Here is an 18740-nt window from a genome sequence, read left to right as displayed (position 1 = left end):
AGGGCAGCAGTGCAGGTCAGGCCGCGTGTCGGCGACAAATCGGGCGAGAAGCCCGGGGTGCTCGTGGCGAGCCGGCCTATTGGTTCGCGGTGGCCCCGCGCCGGTCACTAGGCTTGCTGGTCATGAGTCACGTTCTCGCGGCGGTAGCCTGGCCGTACGCCAACGGCCCGCGCCACATCGGCCACGTCTCCGGTTTCGGCGTTCCCTCCGACGTCTTCGCCCGGTACATGCGGATGGCCGGCCACGACGTGCTCATGGTCTCGGGCACCGACGAGCACGGCACCCCGATCCAGGTGCAGGCCGACGCCGAGGGGGTCACCCCCCGCGAGCTGGCCGACCGCTACAACCGGGTGATCGCCGAGGACCTGCGGGCGCTGGGGCTGTCGTACGACCTGTTCACCCGCACCACCACCCGCAACCACTACGCGGTGGTGCAGGAGCTGTTCGCCGGGCTGCACCGCAACGGCTACATCGTGCCCCGGGTCACCACCGGCGCGATCTCGCCGTCGACGGGCCGGACCCTGCCCGACCGGTACATCGAGGGCACCTGCCCGATCTGCGGGTACGACAGCGCCCGTGGCGACCAGTGCGACAACTGCGGCAACCAGCTCGACCCGGTCGACCTGATCAACCCCAAGTCCAAGATCAACGGCGAGACGCCGGAGTTCGTCGAGACCGAGCACTTCTTCCTCGACCTGCCCGCCCTCGCCGACGCCCTGCGGCAATGGCTGGACGGCCGCGAGGGCTGGCGGCCCAACGTGCTGCGGTTCTCGCGGAACCTCCTCGACGACCTCCAGCCCCGGGCCATCACCCGGGACCTGGAGTGGGGCGTGCCGATCCCCCTCGACGACTGGCGCGACCGCCCGGACAAGCGGATCTACGTCTGGTTCGACGCGGTCATCGGCTACCTGTCGGCGTCCATCGAGTGGGCCCGCCGCACCGGCGACCCGGAGGCGTGGCGCAGGTGGTGGTCCTCCGACGCCGAGGGCAGGGACGCCCGCAGCTACTACTTCATGGGCAAGGACAACATCGTCTTCCACTCGGTGATCTGGCCGGCGCTGCTCGGCGGCTACTCCGGCGCGGGCGACCACGACGGCGAGCCCGGCGCGCTGGGCCGGCTCAACCTGCCCACCGAGGTCGTCTCCAGCGAATACCTCACGATGGAGGGCCGCAAGTTCTCCTCGTCCCGCAAGGTCGTCATCTACGTGCGGGACTTCCTCGAACGCTACGACGCGGACGCGCTGCGCTACTTCATCGCGGTCGCCGGGCCGGAGAGCAACGACACCGACTTCACCTGGGCCGAGTTCCTCCGCCGCAACAACGACGAGCTGGTCGCCGGCTGGGGCAACCTGGTCAACCGGTCGGTGTCGATGGCGGCGAAGAACTTCGGCGCGATCCCGCCGGTCGACCCCGCCGGGCTCACGGAGGCCGACGAGGCGCTGCTGGCCACCGCCCGCGCCGGCTTCGACACCGTCGGCGACCTGATCGGCCGGCACCGTCAGAAGCAGGCCATCGGCGAGGCGATGCGGGTCGTCGCCGAGGCCAACAAGTACCTGTCGGAGCAGGCCCCCTGGAAGCTCAAGGCCGAGGCCGACAAACCCCGGATGGGCACCATCCTGCACGTCGCCCTCCAGGTGGTCAGCGACGCCAACACCCTGCTCACGCCGTTCCTGCCGCACTCCGCGCAGCAGATCCACGAGCTGCTCGGCGGCACCGGCGTGCACGCCCCGATGCCCGTGCTGGAGGAGGTCGACGACCTCGACGGCGGGCCCGCGTACCCGGTGCTGACCGGCGACTACACGGTCGGGGCACGCTGGGAGTCGGTGCCGCTGGAGGCGGGCCGGCCGCTCGCGGCGCCGAAGCCGGTGTTCCGCAAGCTCGACCCGTCGATCGTCGAGGAGGAGCTGGCCCGGCTCGCCGGCTGACCCGCCCCGCCGGCCCCCGACGAAGGGCCCGCCCCGCCGGCCCACCACGAAGGCCCGCGATGACGGCGACATGGCGGCATCCCGGCACTCGGGACACCGCCATGTCGCCGACATCGTCGTGCGGAAGGCTCGTCGTGCGGAAGCTCGGCGTGCGGAAGGGCTCAGCGCCGTGCCATCGCCGGGGCCACCACGAACTCCAGGATCGCCCGGTTCACCTCGTCGGCGTTCGTCCACGGGATGCCGTGCGGCGCGCCCTTCAGCGTCACCAGCCGGCCGTCGGGCAGCATCGGCTGCAACCGCTGGCCGGTCACTCCGTACGGCAGGACCCGGTCCTGGTCGCCCTGCACGATCAGCACCGGCACGTCGATCCGGGGCACGTCGGGCCGGAAGTCGGTCAGCCAGGCGTCCACGCTCTGGTACGTGCCGATGGCCGAGGCCCGCGCGCCGATGTCCCAGTGCGCCCGGTACGCCTCCTCGCTGACCAGCCTGCCCTTGTTGTCCGCGTAGTTGAAGAAGTTGTCGCAGAAGCTGGTGAGGAACGCGAACCGGTCGGCGAGGATCGCCTGCTTGAAGCCCTCGAACGGGCCCCGGTCCAGCCCCTCCGGGTTGTCCGGGGTCTTCAGCAGGAACGGCGCGAGCGGGGAGAGCAGCACCGCCCGGTCCACCCGGTTCGACCCGTACGTGCCCAGGTAGCGGGTGACCTCACCGGTGCCCATCGAGTGCCCGATCAGGATCGCGTTGCGCAGGTCCAGCTCGGTCATCAGCACGTCCAGGTCGGCCGCGAACGTGTCGTAGTCGTAGCCGGCGGCCGGCTGGCTGGAGTTGCCGAAGCCCCGCCGGTCGTACGTGATGGTCCGGTAGCCGGCGGCGAGCAGCGCGTTGGTCTGCTTCTCCCACGTCGCCCCGTTGAACGGGAAGCCGTGGATCAGCACGACCGGCTGGCCGGCGCCGTGGTCCTCGTAGTACAGGTCGATGGGCGCGGTGTTCTCCGCGCCGACGGTCATGAAGGGCATCTCGTCTCCCGGTGCGGGGTCGGGTCGTCGGACGCCCCGCGCATTCCCGACCCGCCCCCCGATATGCGGCCCCGCCGGGACCGCGCCGCCGGGGCCGCTCCGGTCAGAGCGGATAGGACACGTCGACCATCCGGTCGTCGGTCACCTCGGCCGCCGGGGCCCACACCTCGTAGACGCCCCGTTCCTGGCACTGCGCCCCGGTCGCGGCCACCGCGTCCGGATCGGGCCGGACCAGCCGCAGCCGCAGCCAGCCCGCCTCCTCCCGCAGGACGAGCCAGGGCACGCCCCGCCAGGCGGCGTGCCGCAACCGGCGGGCCACCGCCTCCACCGGGTACCGCGCGGCCCGGGTCATCGCCAGCACCCGGAATCCGCCGGGCAGGTCGGCGACCGCCTCGTACGCGGCGCCGGCGTACCCGCCGACGAGCTGCGTCGACCGGGCCGCCTCCCCGGTCGGCAGCCACTCCTGGTCGGGGGAGAGGTCCGGCACCCCGGCCAGCAGGTGCCGCCACTGCGGGCCGACCATCCGCAGCCAGCCCCGCTGCTCGGCCTGGTAGCTGTAGAGCACCACCTCCTCGCCCGACGCCGGGTAGGCCAGCAGGGTGGCGTTGGCCGGCATCGGCAGGTCGGCGAAGTCCCGCGTGACGAACTCCGGGACCAGCTGCGCCTCGCTCGGCACGAACCCGGTGCCCAGCACCGGCGGGCCGAGCCGGTCCCGGGGCGGCAGCGCCGTCAACCCCCGGTGCTCCGCGCCGACCGGCCGCACGTAGTCGGCCGGGTCCGCCGCCCGCCAGCGCAGCGCGTACGCCACCTCCAGGTCGTCGCGGCCGCCCGGCGAGTCGGTGCGCAGCACCGCCAGGGCCCCCGGGGTACGCAGATGCGCCACGTCGTGCTCGCGGTGGCAGAAGCCGTGCGGTAGCCAACCCCGGGCGTACCCGGCGAGCTGCCGCGCGGAGAGCACCTTGACCATCCGGGTGCCCCGCCGGACCACCGCGGACGCCCGCACCGCCACCAGCGTCGGATCGCCGGCCGAGGCCGGCTGCTGGCTGAGCCGCTGCACCTGCGACCAGCCCCGTTCGCGGTGCAGCGGCACCATCAGCGGGGTGTCCGGTTCCTCGGTCGGCTCGGCCGCGCCGTGCACCGCGTCGACCTCGCTGGCGTGGGCGAACCGCCGCCAGGGCAGCGGTGCCCCCGCCCGGGGCGACCACTCGAAGCCGGGTGCCTCCTCGGCGCTGAACAACTCGTACGCCGCGCCCCGGGCGATCGCCTCCGCCGGATAGGCGACCCCGCCGCACGTGACGCGCAGCCCCGCCCGCGCTTCGGCGGCGCCGCGGGCCTGGGGGGAGACGCTCACCCCGGCGACGCTAGGCCCGCCGCGTTCCGGGCGGGTGAACGGCCGGTGACGGCCCGATGACCGGTGCCTGGTCGGCGCGCTCCCCACCCGACCGCCGGGACACCCGGGAAGGGGCCGGGTGGCGGACCGGGCCGACCGGCGGTGTGTGATGCTGGCGGCGATGACCGAGTCGACCGAACCCCGCCGGCAGCGGGCCGCCCGCCGTGCCGGCGAGTTCCCGCCCGCGCCCGAGCCGCTGCCCGGCCCCGTGCCGGACAGCCACACCCACCTGGACATCACCGTCACCGAGGCCGGCGTGCCGGCCGGCGGGGCTGGCGGCAACGCCACCGCCGACGACCCGGTCGCGGCGGCCGTCGCGGTGGCCGCCGAGGCCGGCGTGGACCGGCTCGTCCAGGTCGGCGTCGACGTCGCGTCCTCGGCGTGGAGCGCCGACGCCGCCGACCGCTACCCGGCGGTGCTCGCCACCGTCGCGCTGCACCCCAACGAGGCGCCCCGCCTCGCCGACCTCGACGAGGCGCTGCGCGCCATCGAGGCCCTCGCCGCCCGCGACCGGGTGCACGGCATCGGCGAGACCGGAATGGACTTCTTCCGCACCGGCGACGAGGGCCGCGCCGCGCAGGAGGAGAGCTTCCGCGCCCACATCGGCATCGCCAAGCGGCACGGCAAGGCCCTCGTCATCCACGACCGGGACGCCCACGCCGACGTGCTGCGCGTCCTCGACGACGAGGGCGCCCCGGACACCGTCGTCCTGCACTGCTTCTCCGGCGACGCCGACTTCGCCCGCGAGTGCGTCCGCCGGGGCTACCTGCTCAGCTTCGCCGGCACCGTCACCTTCGCCAGCGCCACCGCGCTGCGCGAGGCCGCCGCGCTCACCCCGCTCGACCAGCTCCTCGTGGAGACCGACGCCCCGTACCTCACCCCCACCCCGCACCGGGGGCGGCCGAACGCGTCGTACCTGATCCCGCTCACCGTCCGCGCGCTGGCCGCGACCACCGGCGCGGACCTCGACGCGCTCTGCGCCGCCCTGTCGGCCAACGGCGAACGCGCCTTCGGCCCGTGGTGACCCCCGGCCTGCTCGGCCCGGCGGAGATCCGGGACCTCGCCGCCCGCCTCGGCGTCAGCCCCACCAAGAAGCTCGGCCAGAACTTCGTGCACGACCCCAACACCGTGCGCCGCATCGTCGCCGCCGCCGCGCTCACCGCCGACGACGTCGCCCTGGAGGTCGGCCCCGGCCTCGGCTCGCTCACTCTCGCCCTGCTCCCCGTCGCCGCGCACACCCACGCCGTCGAGATCGACCCGACGCTGGCCGCCGCGCTGCCGCAGACCGCCGCCCACCATGCCGGCCCGTACGCCGACCGGCTCACCGTGCACCGCGCCGACGCGCTGCGCGTCACCGCCGCCGAACTGGCCGACCCCGCGCCGACCGCCCTGGTGGCGAACCTGCCGTACAACGTGGCCGTGCCCGTGGTGCTGCACCTGCTCGCCGCGCTGCCCAGCCTCCGCCACGGCCTGGTGATGGTGCAGAAGGAGGTCGCCGACCGGCTCGTCGCCGGCCCCGGCTCCAAGGTGTACGGCATCCCGTCGGTCAAGCTCGCCTGGCACGCGCACGCCCGCGCCGCCGGCCGGGTCCCGCCGAACGTGTTCTGGCCGGTGCCCAACGTCGACTCCGGACTGGTCGCCTTCACCCGCCGCGAGCCGCCCCGCCCCGAGGTGCCCCGGGAACGGGTCTTCGCCGTCGTCGACGCCGCGTTCGCCCAGCGCCGCAAGACCCTGCGGGCCGCCCTCGCCGGGTGGGCCGGCGGCCCCGACCGGGCCGCCGCCGCCCTCACCGCCGCCGGGGTGGACCCCGGCGCACGCGGGGAGTCACTCACCGTCGAGCAGTTCGCCGCCGTCGCCGCGTCGGCTCCGACCGGCACGCCGGCCGCGCAGTAGGCTGGCGCGGTGCCCGGACCCCGCAACGCGTACGACCTGGTTGACGGCCGTTCCGCGCCGGCCACCGACCCCGCCGAGGAGCTGATCGTGACCGAGCCGTTCGACATCCGCCTGCGCCTGCGGGGCATCGTCCCGTGACCGAGGCATGGCGACCGGACGACGATGACGACCAGCAGCGACGCGGGGCCGCCGGCCCCGTCCGGGTGCGGGTCCCCGCCAAGGTCAACCTGCACCTCGGGGTGGGCCCGCTGCGCCGCGACGGCTACCACGAGCTGAACACGGTCTACCACGCGATCTCCATCCACGACGAGCTGACCGCCCGCCGCGGCGACACCCTCACCCTGACCATGGAGGGGGAGGGCACCGGCGAGCTGGCCCTCGACGACACCAACCTGGTGATCCGGGCCGCCCACGCCCTCGCCGGCTACGCGGGCGTCATGCCGCACGCCCGGCTGCACCTGCGCAAGCAGATCCCGCTCGCCGGGGGCCTGGCCGGCGGCAGCGCCGACGCGGCGGCGGCCCTCGTCGCCTGCGACGCGCTCTGGGGCACCGGCCTGTCCCGCGACGAGCTGGCCGGGATCGCCGCCGACCTCGGCTCCGACGTGCCGTTCCTGATCCACGGCGGCACCGCGCTGGGCACCGGCCGGGGCGAGGCCGTCAGCCCCGTGCTGGCCCGCCCCACCTCCTGGCACTGGGTGGTCGCCATCGCCGACGGCGGCCTCTCCACCCCCGCCGCGTACGCCGAACTCGACCGGCTCCGCGCCGCCGGCGCCGCCGGGCCGGCGCTGGGCAGCACCGACGGGCTCCTCGCCGCGCTGCGCCAACGCGACCCCCGGGTGCTCGCCGCCACCCTCGGCAACGACCTCCAGGCCGCCGCGCTGGCCATGCGCCCGTCGCTGGCCGCCACCCTCAAGGCCGGCGAGGCCGCCGGGGCGCTCGCCGGCATCGTCTCCGGCTCCGGGCCCACCTGCGTCTTCCTCGCCGCCGACGCCGGCGACGCCGAGCGGATCGCCGCCGAGCTGGAGGCGGCCGGGGTGTGCCGCGAGGCGCGCACCGCCCACGGCCCGGTGGCCGGCGCCCGGATCGGCTGACCCACCCGCGCCCGACCCGCCCCCCGGGGCGGGCCGGGCGCGTCCGCGTACCCTGGGAGCCAGGCGTCCCCAGGTGCCCGCCGGCACCGGGACGCCTTGATCATGGAAGGTGGGCCAGTGGCCAACATCGTCAACCTGGACCGGGTGTCCAAGGGGTACGGCGCCGCCGGGCCGCTGCTCACCGACGTCTCGCTCGGCCTCGACGACGCCGACCGGATCGGCGTCGTCGGCCTCAACGGCGCCGGCAAGTCCACCCTGCTGCGGATGCTCACCAAGCAGGAGGACCCCGACGACGGCCGCGTCACCCACCGCCGCGACCTGCGCGTCCTGTGGCTGCCGCAGGCCCTCGCCCTCGCCCCCGAGGCCACCGTCCGGGACGTGGTCCTCGGCACCGCCTGGCTCGACCAGAGCATGGGCGCCGAACACGAGTGGGCCGGCGACGCCGGCGTCCGCGCCATCCTCGACGGCCTCGGCATGCCCCACCTCGGCCTCGACCAGCCCGTCGGCCCCATGTCCGGCGGCGAGCGCCGCCGCGTCGCCCTGGCCGCCCTGCTGGTCCGCGAGTCCGACCTGCTCATCCTCGACGAGCCCACCAACCACCTCGACGTCGGCGGCGTCGACTGGCTCGCGAAGCACCTCGTCGGCCGGCGCGGCGCGCTCGTCGTGGTCACCCACGACCGGTGGTTCCTCGACGCCGTCTGCACCACCACCTGGGAGGTCGCCGACCAGACCGTCCGGGCCTACGAGGGCGGCTTCGCCGCCTGGACCCTCGCCCGCGCCGAACGCGAACGCGTCGCCGCCGCCACCGAGGCCCGCCGGCAGAACCTCCTCCGCAAGGAGATCGCCTGGCTGCGGCGCGGCCCGCCCGCCCGCACCTCCAAGCCGAAGTTCCGCATCGACGCCGCCAACGCGCTCATCGACGACGTGCCGCCGCCGCGCGACACCATGTCGCTGCAACGGCTCGCCACCGCCCGCCTCGGCAAGCAGGTGTACGACCTGGAGCACGTCCGGCTGCACGCCGGCCCCAAGGAGATCCTGCACGACACCACCTGGCAGGTCGGCCCCGGCGACCGGATCGCCATCCTCGGCCGCAACGGCGCAGGCAAGACCACCCTGCTGCGGCTGCTCGCCGGCATCACCCGCCCCGACGGCGGACGCTTCCACACCGGCTCCACGGTCAAGCCGGCCTTCCTCTCCCAGGAGCTGGCCGAACTCCCCGGCCACCTGCGCGTCCTCGAAGCCGTCGAGGAGGTCGCCCGCCGGGTGCAGCTCGGCGACCGGGAGGTCTCCGCCGCCCAGCTCGCCGAGGTCTTCGGCTTCGACGACCGCCGGCTCTGGACGCCCGTCGGCGACCTCTCCGGCGGGGAACGCCGCCGCCTGCAGATGCTCCGGCTGCTCGCCGCCGAGCCCAACGTGCTGCTGTTCGACGAGCCCACCAACGACCTGGACACCGACACCCTCGCCGCGCTGGAGGACCTCCTCGACTCCTGGCCCGGCACGATCATCGTGGCCAGCCACGACCGGTACCTCATCGAACGGGTCACCGACGTCGCGTACGGGATGTTCGGCGACGGCCGCCTCGTGCACCTGCCCGGCGGCGTCGACGAATACCTGGCCCGCGCCGCCGACCGGCAGCCCGCCGCCCCGGCCGCCCCCACCGGGCCCACCGCCGACGGCACGCCCGCCGCCGCCACGGGCGGCATGTCCGCCGCCGAGGCCCGGCAGGCCAAGAAGGAACTCACCCGGCTCGAACGCCAGATCGCCAAGCTGGACCAGCGGGAGGTCACCCTCCTCGACCAGCTCGCCGCCAACGCCACCGACTACGCCAAGGTCGCCGAGCTGGACGCCCAGCTCAAGGACGTCCGGGCCGAACGGGAGCAGGTCGAGGAGAGCTGGCTGGCCCTCGCCGAGCAGGTGCCCGGCAGCTGACCAGGGCAACCGGGCGGGGGGTGTGCGGCGTCACAGCCCGCCGTGCGGGACAATCGCAGGCGACCCCTCACCCGCACGGTCTTGGAGACTCAGACATGGCCCACACCCCCGTCAACCACCCCGCGCGGCCGATCTACCGGGCGATCGGCGGGCTCGTTGGTCTGTACTTCCTGGTCTTCGGCGTGCTCGGCCTCGTCGCCAGCGCCGGCAACGACTTCCTCGCCCAGGACGACACCAAGGTGCTCGGGCAGGGCACCAACCTCGGCTTCTCGCTGCTGAGCATCGTGCTCGGCATCGCGATCGTCGCCGGCACCGTGATCGGCCGCAACCTCGACGTCGCGATCAACCAGTGGCTGGCGTACGCCCTCATGGTCCTCGGCCTCGCCGCGCTGGCCTTCCTCCAGACCGACGCCAACATCTTCAACTTCACCATCACCACCGACATCGTGGTGCTGACCCTCTCCATGGTCCTGCTGATGGCCGGCATGTACGGCAAGGTCGGCACGGACGAGGAGAACGAGGCCTGGCAGAAGGCCCGGCTCGTCCTGTAGCCCGCACACCGCAGCGGGGGTCGGCACGCGCCGGCCCCCGCTGCGGCGGTTCGGCCCGCGTCCGACGGCCGGCGGGGTGACAATCCTTCCGACTGGTGTCAATCGGACGGAGGGGTCATGGCGCACTTTCCGGTCAACCACCCGGCCCGGCCGCTCTACCGCGTCCTCGCCGGGCTCGTCGGGCTCTACATCCTGCTCTTCGGCGTGTGGGGCACCGCCGAGACCTGGGGCGAAGGGCTCTTCGACCGGGGCAGCCACTGGGCCCTCGGGCTCCGCACCAACCTGGCGTTCTCGCTCGTCTCGGTGGCCTTCGGCATCGTGCTGCTGATCGGGGCGTCCCGGCGCACCAACCTCGGCCACTACATGAACCTCACCGCCGGCGTGGTCTTCCTCGTCACCGGCACCCTGATGATGGCCGTCCTGCAGACCCCCGCGAACTTCCTCAACTTCTCGATGTCCACCGTCATCGTGTCGCTGCTGTTCGGGCTGGTGCTGCTCGCCACCGGCCTCTACGACAAGGTCGGGCCGGCCGACCACGCCGAGGCCGAGGACCGGCGCCGCCGCGACCCCGTCCCCGGCACCCGCTGACCGCCGACCCGCCGCCGACCGACCGCGCCGTCAGCGGCCCCGGGACGTGATCAGCGTCGGCTTCGCCTCCAGGTGCGACAACCCGTTCCAGGCCAGGTTGACCAGGTGCGCCGCCACCGTCTCCTTACGCGGCTTGCGCACCTCCAGCCACCAGCGCCCCGTCAACGCCACCATCCCCACCAGCGCCTGCGAGTAGAGCTCGGCCAGCTTCGGGTCGTACCCCCGGGTCTTGAACTCGGCCCCGAGAATGTGCTCGACCTGGTGCGCGACGTCGTTCATCACGCTGCTGAAGTTGCCCGTCGCCGACATCAGCGGCGATTCCCGGACCAGCACCCGGAAACCGCTGGTCTCCTCCTCGATGTAACCCAGCAGGGTCAGCGCCGCCTGCTCCAGCAACTCCCGGGGGTGACCGGCCGTCAACGCCGTGGTGATCCGGTCCAGCAGGGCCCGGACCTCCCGGTCCACCACCACCGCGTAGAGCCCCTCCTTACCGCCGAAGTGCTCGTAGACCACCGGCTTGGAGACCTTCGCCCGGGCCGCCACCTCCTCGATAGAGGTCGCGTCGAAGCCCCGCTCGGCGAACAACTGCCGACCGATCGAGATCAACTGCTCGCGCCGCTGGGCCGCCGACATCCGCACCCGCGACGGCGGCTTGCCCGCCGCCGGCACCGCGCGCCGCCGCCCGCCGCCCGTCCCGCCTCCGCCGACCGGACCATCTGCCATGCCGTCACCTCGCCGGCGCGCCGTGACGCCCTGTCGTGGGATGCTGCCGCCGTCGTTGGTCGCGCCGCCGTCGTCGGTCATCCGGCCATCCTGCCAGGTGGCGGCCGGCCCGACCGACCCGTTTACCGCAGCCGACCCCGCCCCGGCGGCTCCGGGTGGGCCAGCTTGGCCGCGATGCGCTCCGGCTTCGGCCAGCGCACCGCCCACGCGGCCCCGGTCCGCTCCAACAGCCAGATCACCCGGGCCGAGATATCGACCTGCCCCCGCAGCACGCCGTGGCGGGCGCTCGTCGGCTCGGCATGGTGCAGGTTGTGCCAGCTCTCGCCGAACGACAGGATCGCCAGCGGCCAGAAGTTGGTCGCCCGGTCGCCCTGGCGCATCGCGAACGGCCGCTCCCCGTAGACATGGCAGACCGAGTTGATCGACCAGGTCACGTGGTGCAGCAGCGAGATCCGCACCAGCCCACCCCAGAACAGCGCCGTCAGGGCGCCCCGCCACGACCAGGTGAGCAGGCCGCCCATCAGCGCCGGGCCGAGCACCGTGACCACCACCAGCACCGGGAAGAGCCGGTCCACCCTCCGCGTCGCCCGGTCGGCGAGCAGGTCCGGGGCGAACCGCTCCCGGTTGGACAGTTCCCGGCCGAACAGCCAGCCGACGTGCGCGTGGAACAGCCCCTTCACCAGCCCCCGGACGCTCTGCCCGAACCGCCACGGCGAGTGCGGGTCGCCGTCGAGGTCGGAGAACGCGTGGTGCCGGCGGTGGTCGGCGACCCACTGGATGATCTCGCCCTGCACCGCGAGGGAACCCGCGACCGCCAGCGCCACCCGCAGCCACGGCCGCGCCCTGAAGGAGCCGTGGGTGAAGTAGCGGTGGTAGCCGACCGTGATGCCCAGCCCCGAGACGACGTACCAGAACGCGGCCACCGCCACGTCGGTCCAGCCCAGCCAGCCGCCCCAGGCGACCGGCACCGCGGCGACCAGGGCCAGGAACGGGACGACCACGAACGCCCACAGGGCGACCAGGATGCCCCGCGACTGCGGGCCCTGGGTCAGCGGCTTCGGACCGGTGGAGTGGGACTCGGTCAGAGCGGTCGACATGGCACCTCGCAGCGGGACGGCAGAGATCACGAAGTTACGCCTACGTCACCGTAACTTAGGGCGTCGGCAAAAGCACCGGACAGTTCCCGGCGTGGATGCGTCCGCTGTCGTACGTCCGTCCTAACCTGCTGTTCGTGGAGGACTCCCGGGCGGCAGAGGTCCGTCGACTGCGCACCGTCGAGCAGCTCAGCGTGCGCGAGATCAGGGCCCGCACCGGCCTCGGCCGCAACCGCGTCCAGGAGCTGCTGCGCGGGGTGCCCGCCCCGGAGCGGACCCGCCGGCCCAACGCCAAGGACGCCCTCCGGGCCGAGGCGACGCAACTGCGCGCCCGGGGGCAGTCGGTGAACGACATCGCGCGACAGCTCGGGGTGGCGAAGTCGACGGCGTACGAGTGGGTGAAGCACCTGCCGCTCGACCCGGACGACGCGACCGCGCAGCGCCGCCGGGCCCACTCGCAACGGATGACCGAAGCCCGGTGGGCGGAGCACCGGCGGGCCCGCGAGCGCGCCCGGGCGGAGACGATGGTCGCCGCCGCACGGGTGGTCGGTTCCCTCGACCGGCGTGACTGTCTGCTCCTCGGTGCGGCCATCTACTGGTGCGAAGGTGCCAAGTCCAAGCCGTGGCGGGCGCAGGACCGCCTTCAGTTCATCAACAGTGATCCGGGCCTGCTCGCGTTGTTCCTCCGCTTTCTCGACGAGTGCGGGGTCGCTCGGGAGGTGCCCGACTACCGGGTCAGCATCCACGAGTCGGCCGATGCGGACGCGGCGGTCCGATGGTGGGCGGACCGGCTGGGCCTGCCGGTGGGTCGGTTCAGCCGGTCGGTGCTGAAGCGCCACAATCCGACCACCGTCCGCCGCAACACGGGCGACGACTACCGAGGCTGCCTGGTGATCACCGTGCCGCGCAGTCGCGAGCTCTACTGGCGGATCGAGGGTATGATCGCCGAGCTGTTCCGGACGGCAGGCGGTACACCCGACTAGATCGACGTACCGCTAGGCTGGGCGGGCGATGGGGTGTGGGGTAACGGCAACCCGCAGGCCTTTGGAGCCTTGAGCTCCTGGTTCGAATCCAGGCACCCCAGCTCGCGTTCTCCGTGCTGGAGGAATGCCGGCTTTCGCCAGGCGGATGCGGATCGCCGCCCTTGCGTGGTTAGCATGGCCGCGAGACTGTCGCCGTCCCGACGGGAGCCACGTCGTGTCCCAGCCCCACCTCCGCACCGTCGTCGTGCTCGCCGCCGGGGAGGGCAAGCGGATGAAGTCGGCGCTGCCCAAGGTGCTGCATCCCCTGCTCGGCCGGACCCTGCTCGGCCACGTGCTCACCGCCACCGGGCCCCTGCGGGCGGACCGTACCGTCGTCGTGGTCGGCCACGGGGCGGACCGGGTCCGGGCGCACCTGGCCGAGGTCGCCCCGGAGGCCGTGCCGGTGCTCCAGGCCGAGCAGCGCGGCACCGGCCACGCGGTCCGGATCGCGCTCGACGCCGTCGCCGACGCCGCGGGGACCGTGGTCGTGATCAACGGAGACGTGCCGCTGCTGCGCCCCGAGACGGTCGCCGCGCTGGTCGACGCGCACGAGGCGGCCGGTGCGGCGGCGACCGTGCTCGCCGCCGAGGTGCCCGACCCCACCGGGCTCGGGCGGATCGTCCGGGACGGGGCGGGCCGGCTGCGGCAGATCGTCGAGGAGCGCGACGCCACCGCCGAGCAGCGGGCGCTGCGGGAGATCAACGCCGGCAGCTACGCGTTCGACGCGGTGCGGCTGCGGGACGCGCTGGGCAAGCTCTCCACCGACAACGACCAGGGCGAGGAGTACCTGACGGACGTCTTCGCCCTGCTGGTCTCCGCCGGTGAGCCGGTCGGGGTGCACGTGGCCACCGACCACGTCGAGACGCTGGGCTGCAACGACCGGGTCGAGTTGGCGGCGCTGCGCCGGCTGCTGCGCGACCGGGTCAACGAGGCGTGGATGCGCACCGGGGTGAGCATCCTGGACCCGGCGACGACCTGGATCGACGTGACGGTCGCGGTGGACCGGGACGCGGTGATCGACCAGAACACGCAGCTGCGCGGCCGGACCGTGGTGGGCGCGGAGGCGGTGGTGGGCCCGGACGTGACGCTGATCGACACGGTGGTCGGGCCGGGTGCGACGGTGCTGCGCAGCCACGCCGTCGACGCCGAGGTCGGCGCGGGGGCCAGCGTCGGGCCGTACGCGTACCTGCGGCCGGCGGCGCGGTTGGCCGAGAAGGCCAAGGTCGGCACGTTCGTCGAGGTGAAGAACTCCGAGGTGGGTGCGGGCGCGAAGGTGCCGCACCTGTCGTACGTGGGCGACGCGACGATCGGGGCGCGGGCCAACATCGGCGCGGCGACGATCTTCGTGAACTACGACGGGGTGAACAAGCACCGCACGACGGTGGGGGAGGCGGCCTTCATCGGCTGCGACACGAGCCTGATCGCCCCGGTGGAGGTGGGGCCGGGCGCGTACGTCGCGGCGGGCAGCGCGATCAGCCAGGACGTGCCGCCGGGGGCACTCGGGGTGACCCGCGCGCCGCAGCGCAGCATCGAGGGATGGGTGGCCCGGAGGCGGGCCGGCACGGCGTCGGCGGAGGCTGCGGAGCGGGCTTTGCGGGCTGCGGCGGAGGATGCGCCTGGGGCATAGTGGGCGCAAGGGAAGGTGAGGCAATCCACGAGGGCGCCGAGGCGGTTCGGGGGCCGTCAGGCGGGGGAGATACTGCAAACCGATAGTCCCCGGCCCCACACCGCAGCCGGGCAAACCGACCAACGGGAGCAGACGGGCCCATGGGCAGCATCGTCGCCGAAAACCGCAAGAGCCTGATGCTCTTCTCCGGACGTGGTTTCCCGGACTTGGCCAGGGAGATCGGTGAGGTCCTCGGCATCGCGCCGACGCCCGCCGACGCGTACGAGTTCGCCAACGGCGAGATCTTCGTGCGTTTCAAGGACTCGGTGCGTGGTTCGGACGCCTTCGTGGTGCAGTCCGTGACGCACGGGGTCAACACCTGGGTCATGGAGACCCTGATCATGGTCGATGCGCTGAAGCGTGGGTCGGCCAAGCGGATCACCGTGGTCCTGCCGTTCTACCCGTACTCGCGGCAGGACAAGAAGCACCGCGGCCGGGAGCCGATCTCGGCGCGGCTGGTGGCGGACCTGCTGAAGACGGCGGGGGCGAACCGCATCCTCACGGTGGACCTGCACACCGCGCAGATCCAGGGCTTCTTCGACGGCCCGGTCGACCACCTGTTCGCGATGGACGTGCTGGCCGAGTACGTGGAGCGCAAGTTCGCCGGGCGGCCGATGACGGTGGTGGCGCCGGACTCGGGCCGGGTGCGGGTGGCGGAGCGGTGGACCGACCGGCTGGGCGGTTGCCCGCTGGCGTTCATCCACAAGACGCGGGATCCGTTGAAGCCGAACCAGGTGGTGGCGAACCGGGTGGTCGGTGAGGTCGAGGGTCGGGTGTGCCTGATCGTCGACGACATGATCGACACCGGTGGGACGATCACCAAGGCCGCCGACATCCTGCGGGAGTCGGGCGCGGCGGAGATCGTGGTGGCGTCGACCCACGCGTTGCTGTCGGATCCGGCGACCGAGCGGCTGAAGAACAGCCCGATCACCGAGGTCGTGGTGACGAACACGCTGCCGTTGCCGCCGGAGAAGCAGCTCGACAAGATCACGGTGCTGTCGATCGCGCCGCTGCTGGCCCGGGCGATCCGGGAGGTCTTCGACGACGGCTCGGTGACGACCCTCTTCGGTGGCCTGAGCTGAGGTGATCGTCGTGCGTCGGCCGCCGCGACGGCGGCCGGCGCACGGCGGTGTTGGGCGTTTTCGCTCCTGACAGCGCGCGGGGCGGGGACTGCCGTCGGGCGCGTATTCAGCTCGGGTAGACTGTTGCGGTTGCCACGGCGAGGGTGCCCGGCGGGCCGCTGAAAAGCACCGCACGGAGGCACCGTGATCGACGCGGTGCTCCGGGCAGTCGTTCATGACGCATGAGCCCCAGCGAGCCCCTCGCCCCAGCACCGCAAGACGACAAGCCGCCGCAGCGAAAAGCATCAGGAGTTTCCCCGTGTCCGAGGTAAAGATCAGCGCCGAGCCCCGTACCGAGTTCGGCAAGGGTGGTGCCCGCCGTACCCGCCGGGCCGGCATGGTGCCCGCCGTGCTGTACGGCCACGCCGAGAAGCCGAAGCACATCGCGCTGCCCGCGCGTGAGTTCGCCGCCGCGATCCGTAAGGGCGGCGCCAACCAGCTGTTCGCGATCGAGGTCAGCGACGGCACCCAGGTGCTGGCGCTGCCGAAGGCGATCCAGCGTGACCCGATCAAGGACACCTTCGAGCACGTCGACCTGCTGCTGGTCCGCCGCGGCGAGAAGGTCACCGTCGAGGTCCCGGTCCAGCTGACCGGCGAGGCCGCGAAGGACACCCTGATCGTGCACGACCACGACACCCTCTCGGTGACCGCCGACGCCACCAAGGTGCCGGACCACCTGGAGGCGTCGATCGAGGGCCTGGAGGCCGGCACGCAGGTCACCGCCGCCGACGTGGAGCTGCCGTCGGGCGTCGAGCTGGCCGCCGACCCGGAGCTGCCGGTCGCCGCCGTGACGGCCGCCCCGACCGCCGAGCAGCTGGAGGCCACGCTGCCCGAGGTCGAGGCCCCCGCCGAGGAGGCCGAGGCCGAGGCTGGCGAGGAGGCCGCCGAGGGTGCCGAGGCGCCGGCCGCCGAGGGCGAGGAGGCCCCGGCCGAGGCGAAGACCGAGGCCTGACCGGTCAGTCTTTCCGTGCGACAGGCGCCCCCGACCCCGGGGGCGCCTGTCGTCGTGTCGGGACCGGGTCTGGGCCGGCCGCCGGGTGCGGCGGGCGAGCGGGAGGGGTGTGGCGTGACGGACGAGGCGGGGCCGTGGCTGGTGGTCGGCCTGGGCAACCCGGGCCGGGAGTACGCGGGTAACCGGCACAACGTGGGCTTCATGGTGGCCGAGCTGCTGGCCGCCCGGGTGGGCGGGAAGTTCGGTCGGCACCGGCGGGCGGTGGCCGAGGTGGCCGAGGGCCGGCTCGGGTTGGGCGGGCCGAAGCTGGTGCTGATGAAGCCGCTGACGTACATGAACCTCTCCGGGGGGCCGGTGGCCGGGTTGGCGCAGTTCCACAAGGTGCCGCCGGGGCGGGTGATCGCGGTCCACGACGAGCTGGACATCGGCTACGGCCAGCTGCGGGTGAAGTGCGGCGGCGGCGAGGGCGGGCACAACGGGCTGCGTTCGATGTCGAAGTCGCTGGGGACGAAGGAGTACGTGCGGGTGCGGTTCGGCATCGGCCGGCCGCCGGGGCGGCAGGACCCGGCCGACTACGTGCTGTCGGACTTCTCGGCGGCGGAGCGCAAGGAGTTGGAGTTCCTGGTGGACCGGGCGGCGGACGTGGTCGAGTCGGTGGTCACCCGGGGTGTGGAGCCGACCCAGAACCTCTATCACGGGGCCTGAGCCGGGCGGGGCGGCGCGGCTGGCGGTCGTACGGCCGGTAGTCTGCGCCTTTCCGGCGGACCACGGCCGGCAGGTGGCCGTGGCCGGCGAGGTGGGTCGCGGCGAGGCGACGGGAGTGAGTGGTGGGCAGTCCTCCGATGATCGACGGCGCGTTCGCCCGGTGGTTGGCGGCCCAGGCCGGGCAGGCGCTGCTGGGCGTGCGGGCCGATCTGGGGTTCGCCGACCCGGGGGCGTTGCGGTCGGCCGGGGACAAGGTCTCGCACGACCTGATCCGCACCGAGCTGGCGAAGTGGCGGCCGGGGGACGCGGTTCTCTCGGAGGAGGACGAGGGGTCGCGGCTGGCGTGGGCGGCGGAGGTGAGCGCCGGGGCGGTGTCCCGGCTGACCGCCGACCGGGTGTGGATCGTCGACCCGTTGGACGGGACCCGGGAGTTCTCCGAGGAGGGCCGTTCGGACTGGGCGGTGCACGTGGCGTTGTGGGCGCGTACGGCGTCGACGCCGCACCGCCTGGTGGCGGGGGCGGTGGGGTTGCCGGCGCAGCACCGGGTGCTGGGCACGGACCATCCGCCGGCGTACCCGCCGATGACCCTGGAGGCGGCGACCTCGGGCGGCGGAAGGACCATCCGGTTGGCGGCCAGTCGTAGCCGTCCGCCGGTTTTCCTGACCGATCTGGCGGACGATGTGGGCGCTCATCTGGTGCCGATGGGCTCGGCGGGGGCGAAGATCGCCGCTGTGGTGACGGGTGAGGTCGACGCGTACGTCCACGCGGGCGGCCAGTACGAGTGGGACTCGGCCGCTCCGGTGGCTGTGGCGACGGCCACCGGCCTGCATGCTTCCCGGATCGACGGTTCTGCGCTGAAATACAACGAGGCCGACCCGCGCCTGCCGGATCTGCTGGTCTGCCGCAAGGATCTCGCCAGCCGGTTGCTTGCAGCGCTGCAGAGGCATTCCGGGTAGCCTGAGCAGTCTTCTTCACGTGTCCGACCGGAAAGGTCTGGAATCCATGAGCGCAGCCGAGCGGATCGAGGCCGGGTCATGACCGCCCCCGCCACGTACCAGGTCTCCCACCTCGATGCCC

At 73.5% G+C, this 18740-nt stretch carries 17 protein-coding genes, 1 tRNA gene and 1 pseudogene; 15 read left to right on the top strand and 4 right to left on the bottom strand.

What is annotated here, in order from left to right; translation table 11 throughout:
- Nucleotides 1-122: 122 nt before the first annotated feature.
- Nucleotides 123-1925 carry a methionine--tRNA ligase gene (gene metG, locus ACVMYR_RS00095; RefSeq protein ID WP_228986395.1) on the top strand — a complete coding sequence of 601 codons (1803 nt, stop codon included), beginning with the start codon at nt 123-125 and terminating at the stop codon, nt 1923-1925.
- 161 nt (nt 1926-2086) lie between these two features.
- Here metG and ACVMYR_RS00090 read toward each other — a convergent pair whose 3' ends face one another.
- A complete protein-coding gene (locus ACVMYR_RS00090) occupies nt 2087-2938 on the bottom strand; it encodes an alpha/beta fold hydrolase (protein WP_457120801.1) in 852 nt (283 codons plus the stop codon).
- 103 nt (nt 2939-3041) lie between these two features.
- The gene (locus ACVMYR_RS00085) at nt 3042-4289 is read right to left on the bottom strand and encodes a hypothetical protein (protein ID WP_077936048.1); all 1248 of its coding nucleotides are present in this window, start codon (nt 4287-4289) and stop codon (nt 3042-3044) included.
- Between the two features lie 148 nt (nt 4290-4437).
- On the opposite strand from ACVMYR_RS00085, the gene ACVMYR_RS00080 reads away from it, so the two are divergent.
- From ACVMYR_RS00080 to ACVMYR_RS00050, 7 genes are all read left to right on the top strand, one after another.
- Nucleotides 4438-5352, top strand: a complete 915-nt coding sequence (locus ACVMYR_RS00080; RefSeq protein WP_396791607.1) for a TatD family hydrolase — start codon at nt 4438-4440, stop codon at nt 5350-5352.
- Nucleotides 5349-6221: a 16S rRNA (adenine(1518)-N(6)/adenine(1519)-N(6))-dimethyltransferase RsmA gene (rsmA, locus tag ACVMYR_RS00075; protein WP_077936059.1), complete on the top strand. Its 873-nt coding sequence runs from the start codon at nt 5349-5351 to the stop codon at nt 6219-6221. The genes ACVMYR_RS00080 and rsmA overlap by 4 nt, the downstream gene beginning before the upstream one ends.
- A 9-nt stretch (nt 6222-6230) precedes the next feature.
- Entirely contained in the window at nt 6231-6359 is a 129-nt protein-coding gene (locus ACVMYR_RS00070; RefSeq protein ID WP_255378720.1) for a hypothetical protein, read from the top strand.
- Nucleotides 6356-7312 carry a 4-(cytidine 5'-diphospho)-2-C-methyl-D-erythritol kinase gene (locus tag ACVMYR_RS00065; RefSeq protein ID WP_457120800.1) on the top strand — a complete coding sequence of 319 codons (957 nt, stop codon included), beginning with the start codon at nt 6356-6358 and terminating at the stop codon, nt 7310-7312. Before ACVMYR_RS00070 ends, ACVMYR_RS00065 begins: the two co-directional genes overlap by 4 nt.
- A gap of 117 nt (nt 7313-7429) precedes the next feature.
- Complete coding sequence (locus ACVMYR_RS00060; RefSeq protein WP_091283133.1) at nt 7430-9241, top strand: ABC-F family ATP-binding cassette domain-containing protein; 1812 nt, start codon at nt 7430-7432, stop codon at nt 9239-9241.
- 95 nt (nt 9242-9336) lie between these two features.
- A complete protein-coding gene (locus ACVMYR_RS00055) occupies nt 9337-9792 on the top strand; it encodes a DUF4383 domain-containing protein (RefSeq protein ID WP_396791424.1) in 456 nt (151 codons plus the stop codon).
- 117 nt (nt 9793-9909) lie between these two features.
- On the top strand, nt 9910-10380 hold the full coding sequence (locus ACVMYR_RS00050) for a DUF4383 domain-containing protein (RefSeq protein ID WP_077936052.1): 471 nt from the start codon (nt 9910-9912) through the stop codon (nt 10378-10380).
- Nucleotides 10381-10410: 30 nt separating this feature from the next.
- Here ACVMYR_RS00050 and ACVMYR_RS00045 read toward each other — a convergent pair whose 3' ends face one another.
- Nucleotides 10411-11103: a TetR/AcrR family transcriptional regulator gene (locus tag ACVMYR_RS00045; RefSeq protein WP_077936061.1), complete on the bottom strand. Its 693-nt coding sequence runs from the start codon at nt 11101-11103 to the stop codon at nt 10411-10413.
- A gap of 122 nt (nt 11104-11225) precedes the next feature.
- Nucleotides 11226-12200, bottom strand: coding sequence for an acyl-CoA desaturase (locus ACVMYR_RS00040; RefSeq protein WP_077936053.1), 975 nt, complete (start codon nt 12198-12200; stop codon nt 11226-11228).
- Nucleotides 12201-12295: 95 nt separating this feature from the next.
- Between ACVMYR_RS00040 and ACVMYR_RS00035 the strand changes: the two genes are divergently transcribed.
- The 7 genes and pseudogenes from ACVMYR_RS00035 (at nt 12296) to ACVMYR_RS00005 (ending at nt 18619) form a co-directional block, all read left to right on the top strand.
- The gene (locus ACVMYR_RS00035; RefSeq protein ID WP_457120799.1) at nt 12296-13180 is read left to right on the top strand and encodes a helix-turn-helix domain-containing protein; all 885 of its coding nucleotides are present in this window, start codon (nt 12296-12298) and stop codon (nt 13178-13180) included.
- A 29-nt stretch (nt 13181-13209) separates the two neighbouring features.
- Nucleotides 13210-13281, top strand: a tRNA-Gln gene (locus ACVMYR_RS00030).
- Nucleotides 13282-13451: 170 nt separating this feature from the next.
- Nucleotides 13452-14932 (top strand): annotated as a pseudogene (glmU, locus tag ACVMYR_RS00025) (bifunctional UDP-N-acetylglucosamine diphosphorylase/glucosamine-1-phosphate N-acetyltransferase GlmU).
- Between the two features lie 54 nt (nt 14933-14986).
- Nucleotides 14987-15967, top strand: coding sequence for a ribose-phosphate diphosphokinase (locus ACVMYR_RS00020; RefSeq protein WP_077936056.1), 981 nt, complete (start codon nt 14987-14989; stop codon nt 15965-15967).
- 298 nt (nt 15968-16265) lie between these two features.
- Nucleotides 16266-16958: a 50S ribosomal protein L25/general stress protein Ctc gene (locus ACVMYR_RS00015; protein WP_043961799.1), complete on the top strand. Its 693-nt coding sequence runs from the start codon at nt 16266-16268 to the stop codon at nt 16956-16958.
- Between the two features lie 114 nt (nt 16959-17072).
- On the top strand, nt 17073-17663 hold the full coding sequence (pth, locus tag ACVMYR_RS00010) for an aminoacyl-tRNA hydrolase (protein ID WP_353899487.1): 591 nt from the start codon (nt 17073-17075) through the stop codon (nt 17661-17663).
- A gap of 137 nt (nt 17664-17800) precedes the next feature.
- Nucleotides 17801-18619: an inositol monophosphatase family protein gene (locus ACVMYR_RS00005; RefSeq protein WP_077936058.1), complete on the top strand. Its 819-nt coding sequence runs from the start codon at nt 17801-17803 to the stop codon at nt 18617-18619.
- The last annotated feature ends 121 nt before the right edge of the window (nt 18620-18740 follow it).

This window comes from Micromonospora sp. PTRAS2 (assembly GCF_054052245.1).
The sequence above is the reverse complement of the archived record's forward strand: the minus strand, read 5'-3'. Positions and strand labels throughout refer to the sequence as shown.

Bases quoted from the DNA above. Each gene is read 5' to 3' on its own strand.
- metG (WP_228986395.1), top strand. From the start codon at position 123: ATGAGTCACGTTCTCGCGGCGGTAGCCTGGCCGTACGCCAACGGCCCG.
- ACVMYR_RS00090 (WP_457120801.1), bottom strand. From the start codon at position 2,938: ATGCCCTTCATGACCGTCGGCGCGGAGAACACCGCGCCCATCGACCTG.
- ACVMYR_RS00080 (WP_396791607.1), top strand. From the start codon at position 4,438: ATGCTGGCGGCGATGACCGAGTCGACCGAACCCCGCCGGCAGCGGGCC.
- ACVMYR_RS00055 (WP_396791424.1), top strand. From the start codon at position 9,337: ATGGCCCACACCCCCGTCAACCACCCCGCGCGGCCGATCTACCGGGCG.
- ACVMYR_RS00050 (WP_077936052.1), top strand. From the start codon at position 9,910: ATGGCGCACTTTCCGGTCAACCACCCGGCCCGGCCGCTCTACCGCGTC.
- ACVMYR_RS00045 (WP_077936061.1), bottom strand. From the start codon at position 11,103: ATGGCAGATGGTCCGGTCGGCGGAGGCGGGACGGGCGGCGGGCGGCGG.
- ACVMYR_RS00040 (WP_077936053.1), bottom strand. From the start codon at position 12,200: ATGTCGACCGCTCTGACCGAGTCCCACTCCACCGGTCCGAAGCCGCTG.
- ACVMYR_RS00035 (WP_457120799.1), top strand. From the start codon at position 12,296: ATGCGTCCGCTGTCGTACGTCCGTCCTAACCTGCTGTTCGTGGAGGAC.
- ACVMYR_RS00020 (WP_077936056.1), top strand. From the start codon at position 14,987: ATGGGCAGCATCGTCGCCGAAAACCGCAAGAGCCTGATGCTCTTCTCC.
- ACVMYR_RS00005 (WP_077936058.1), top strand. From the start codon at position 17,801: ATGATCGACGGCGCGTTCGCCCGGTGGTTGGCGGCCCAGGCCGGGCAG.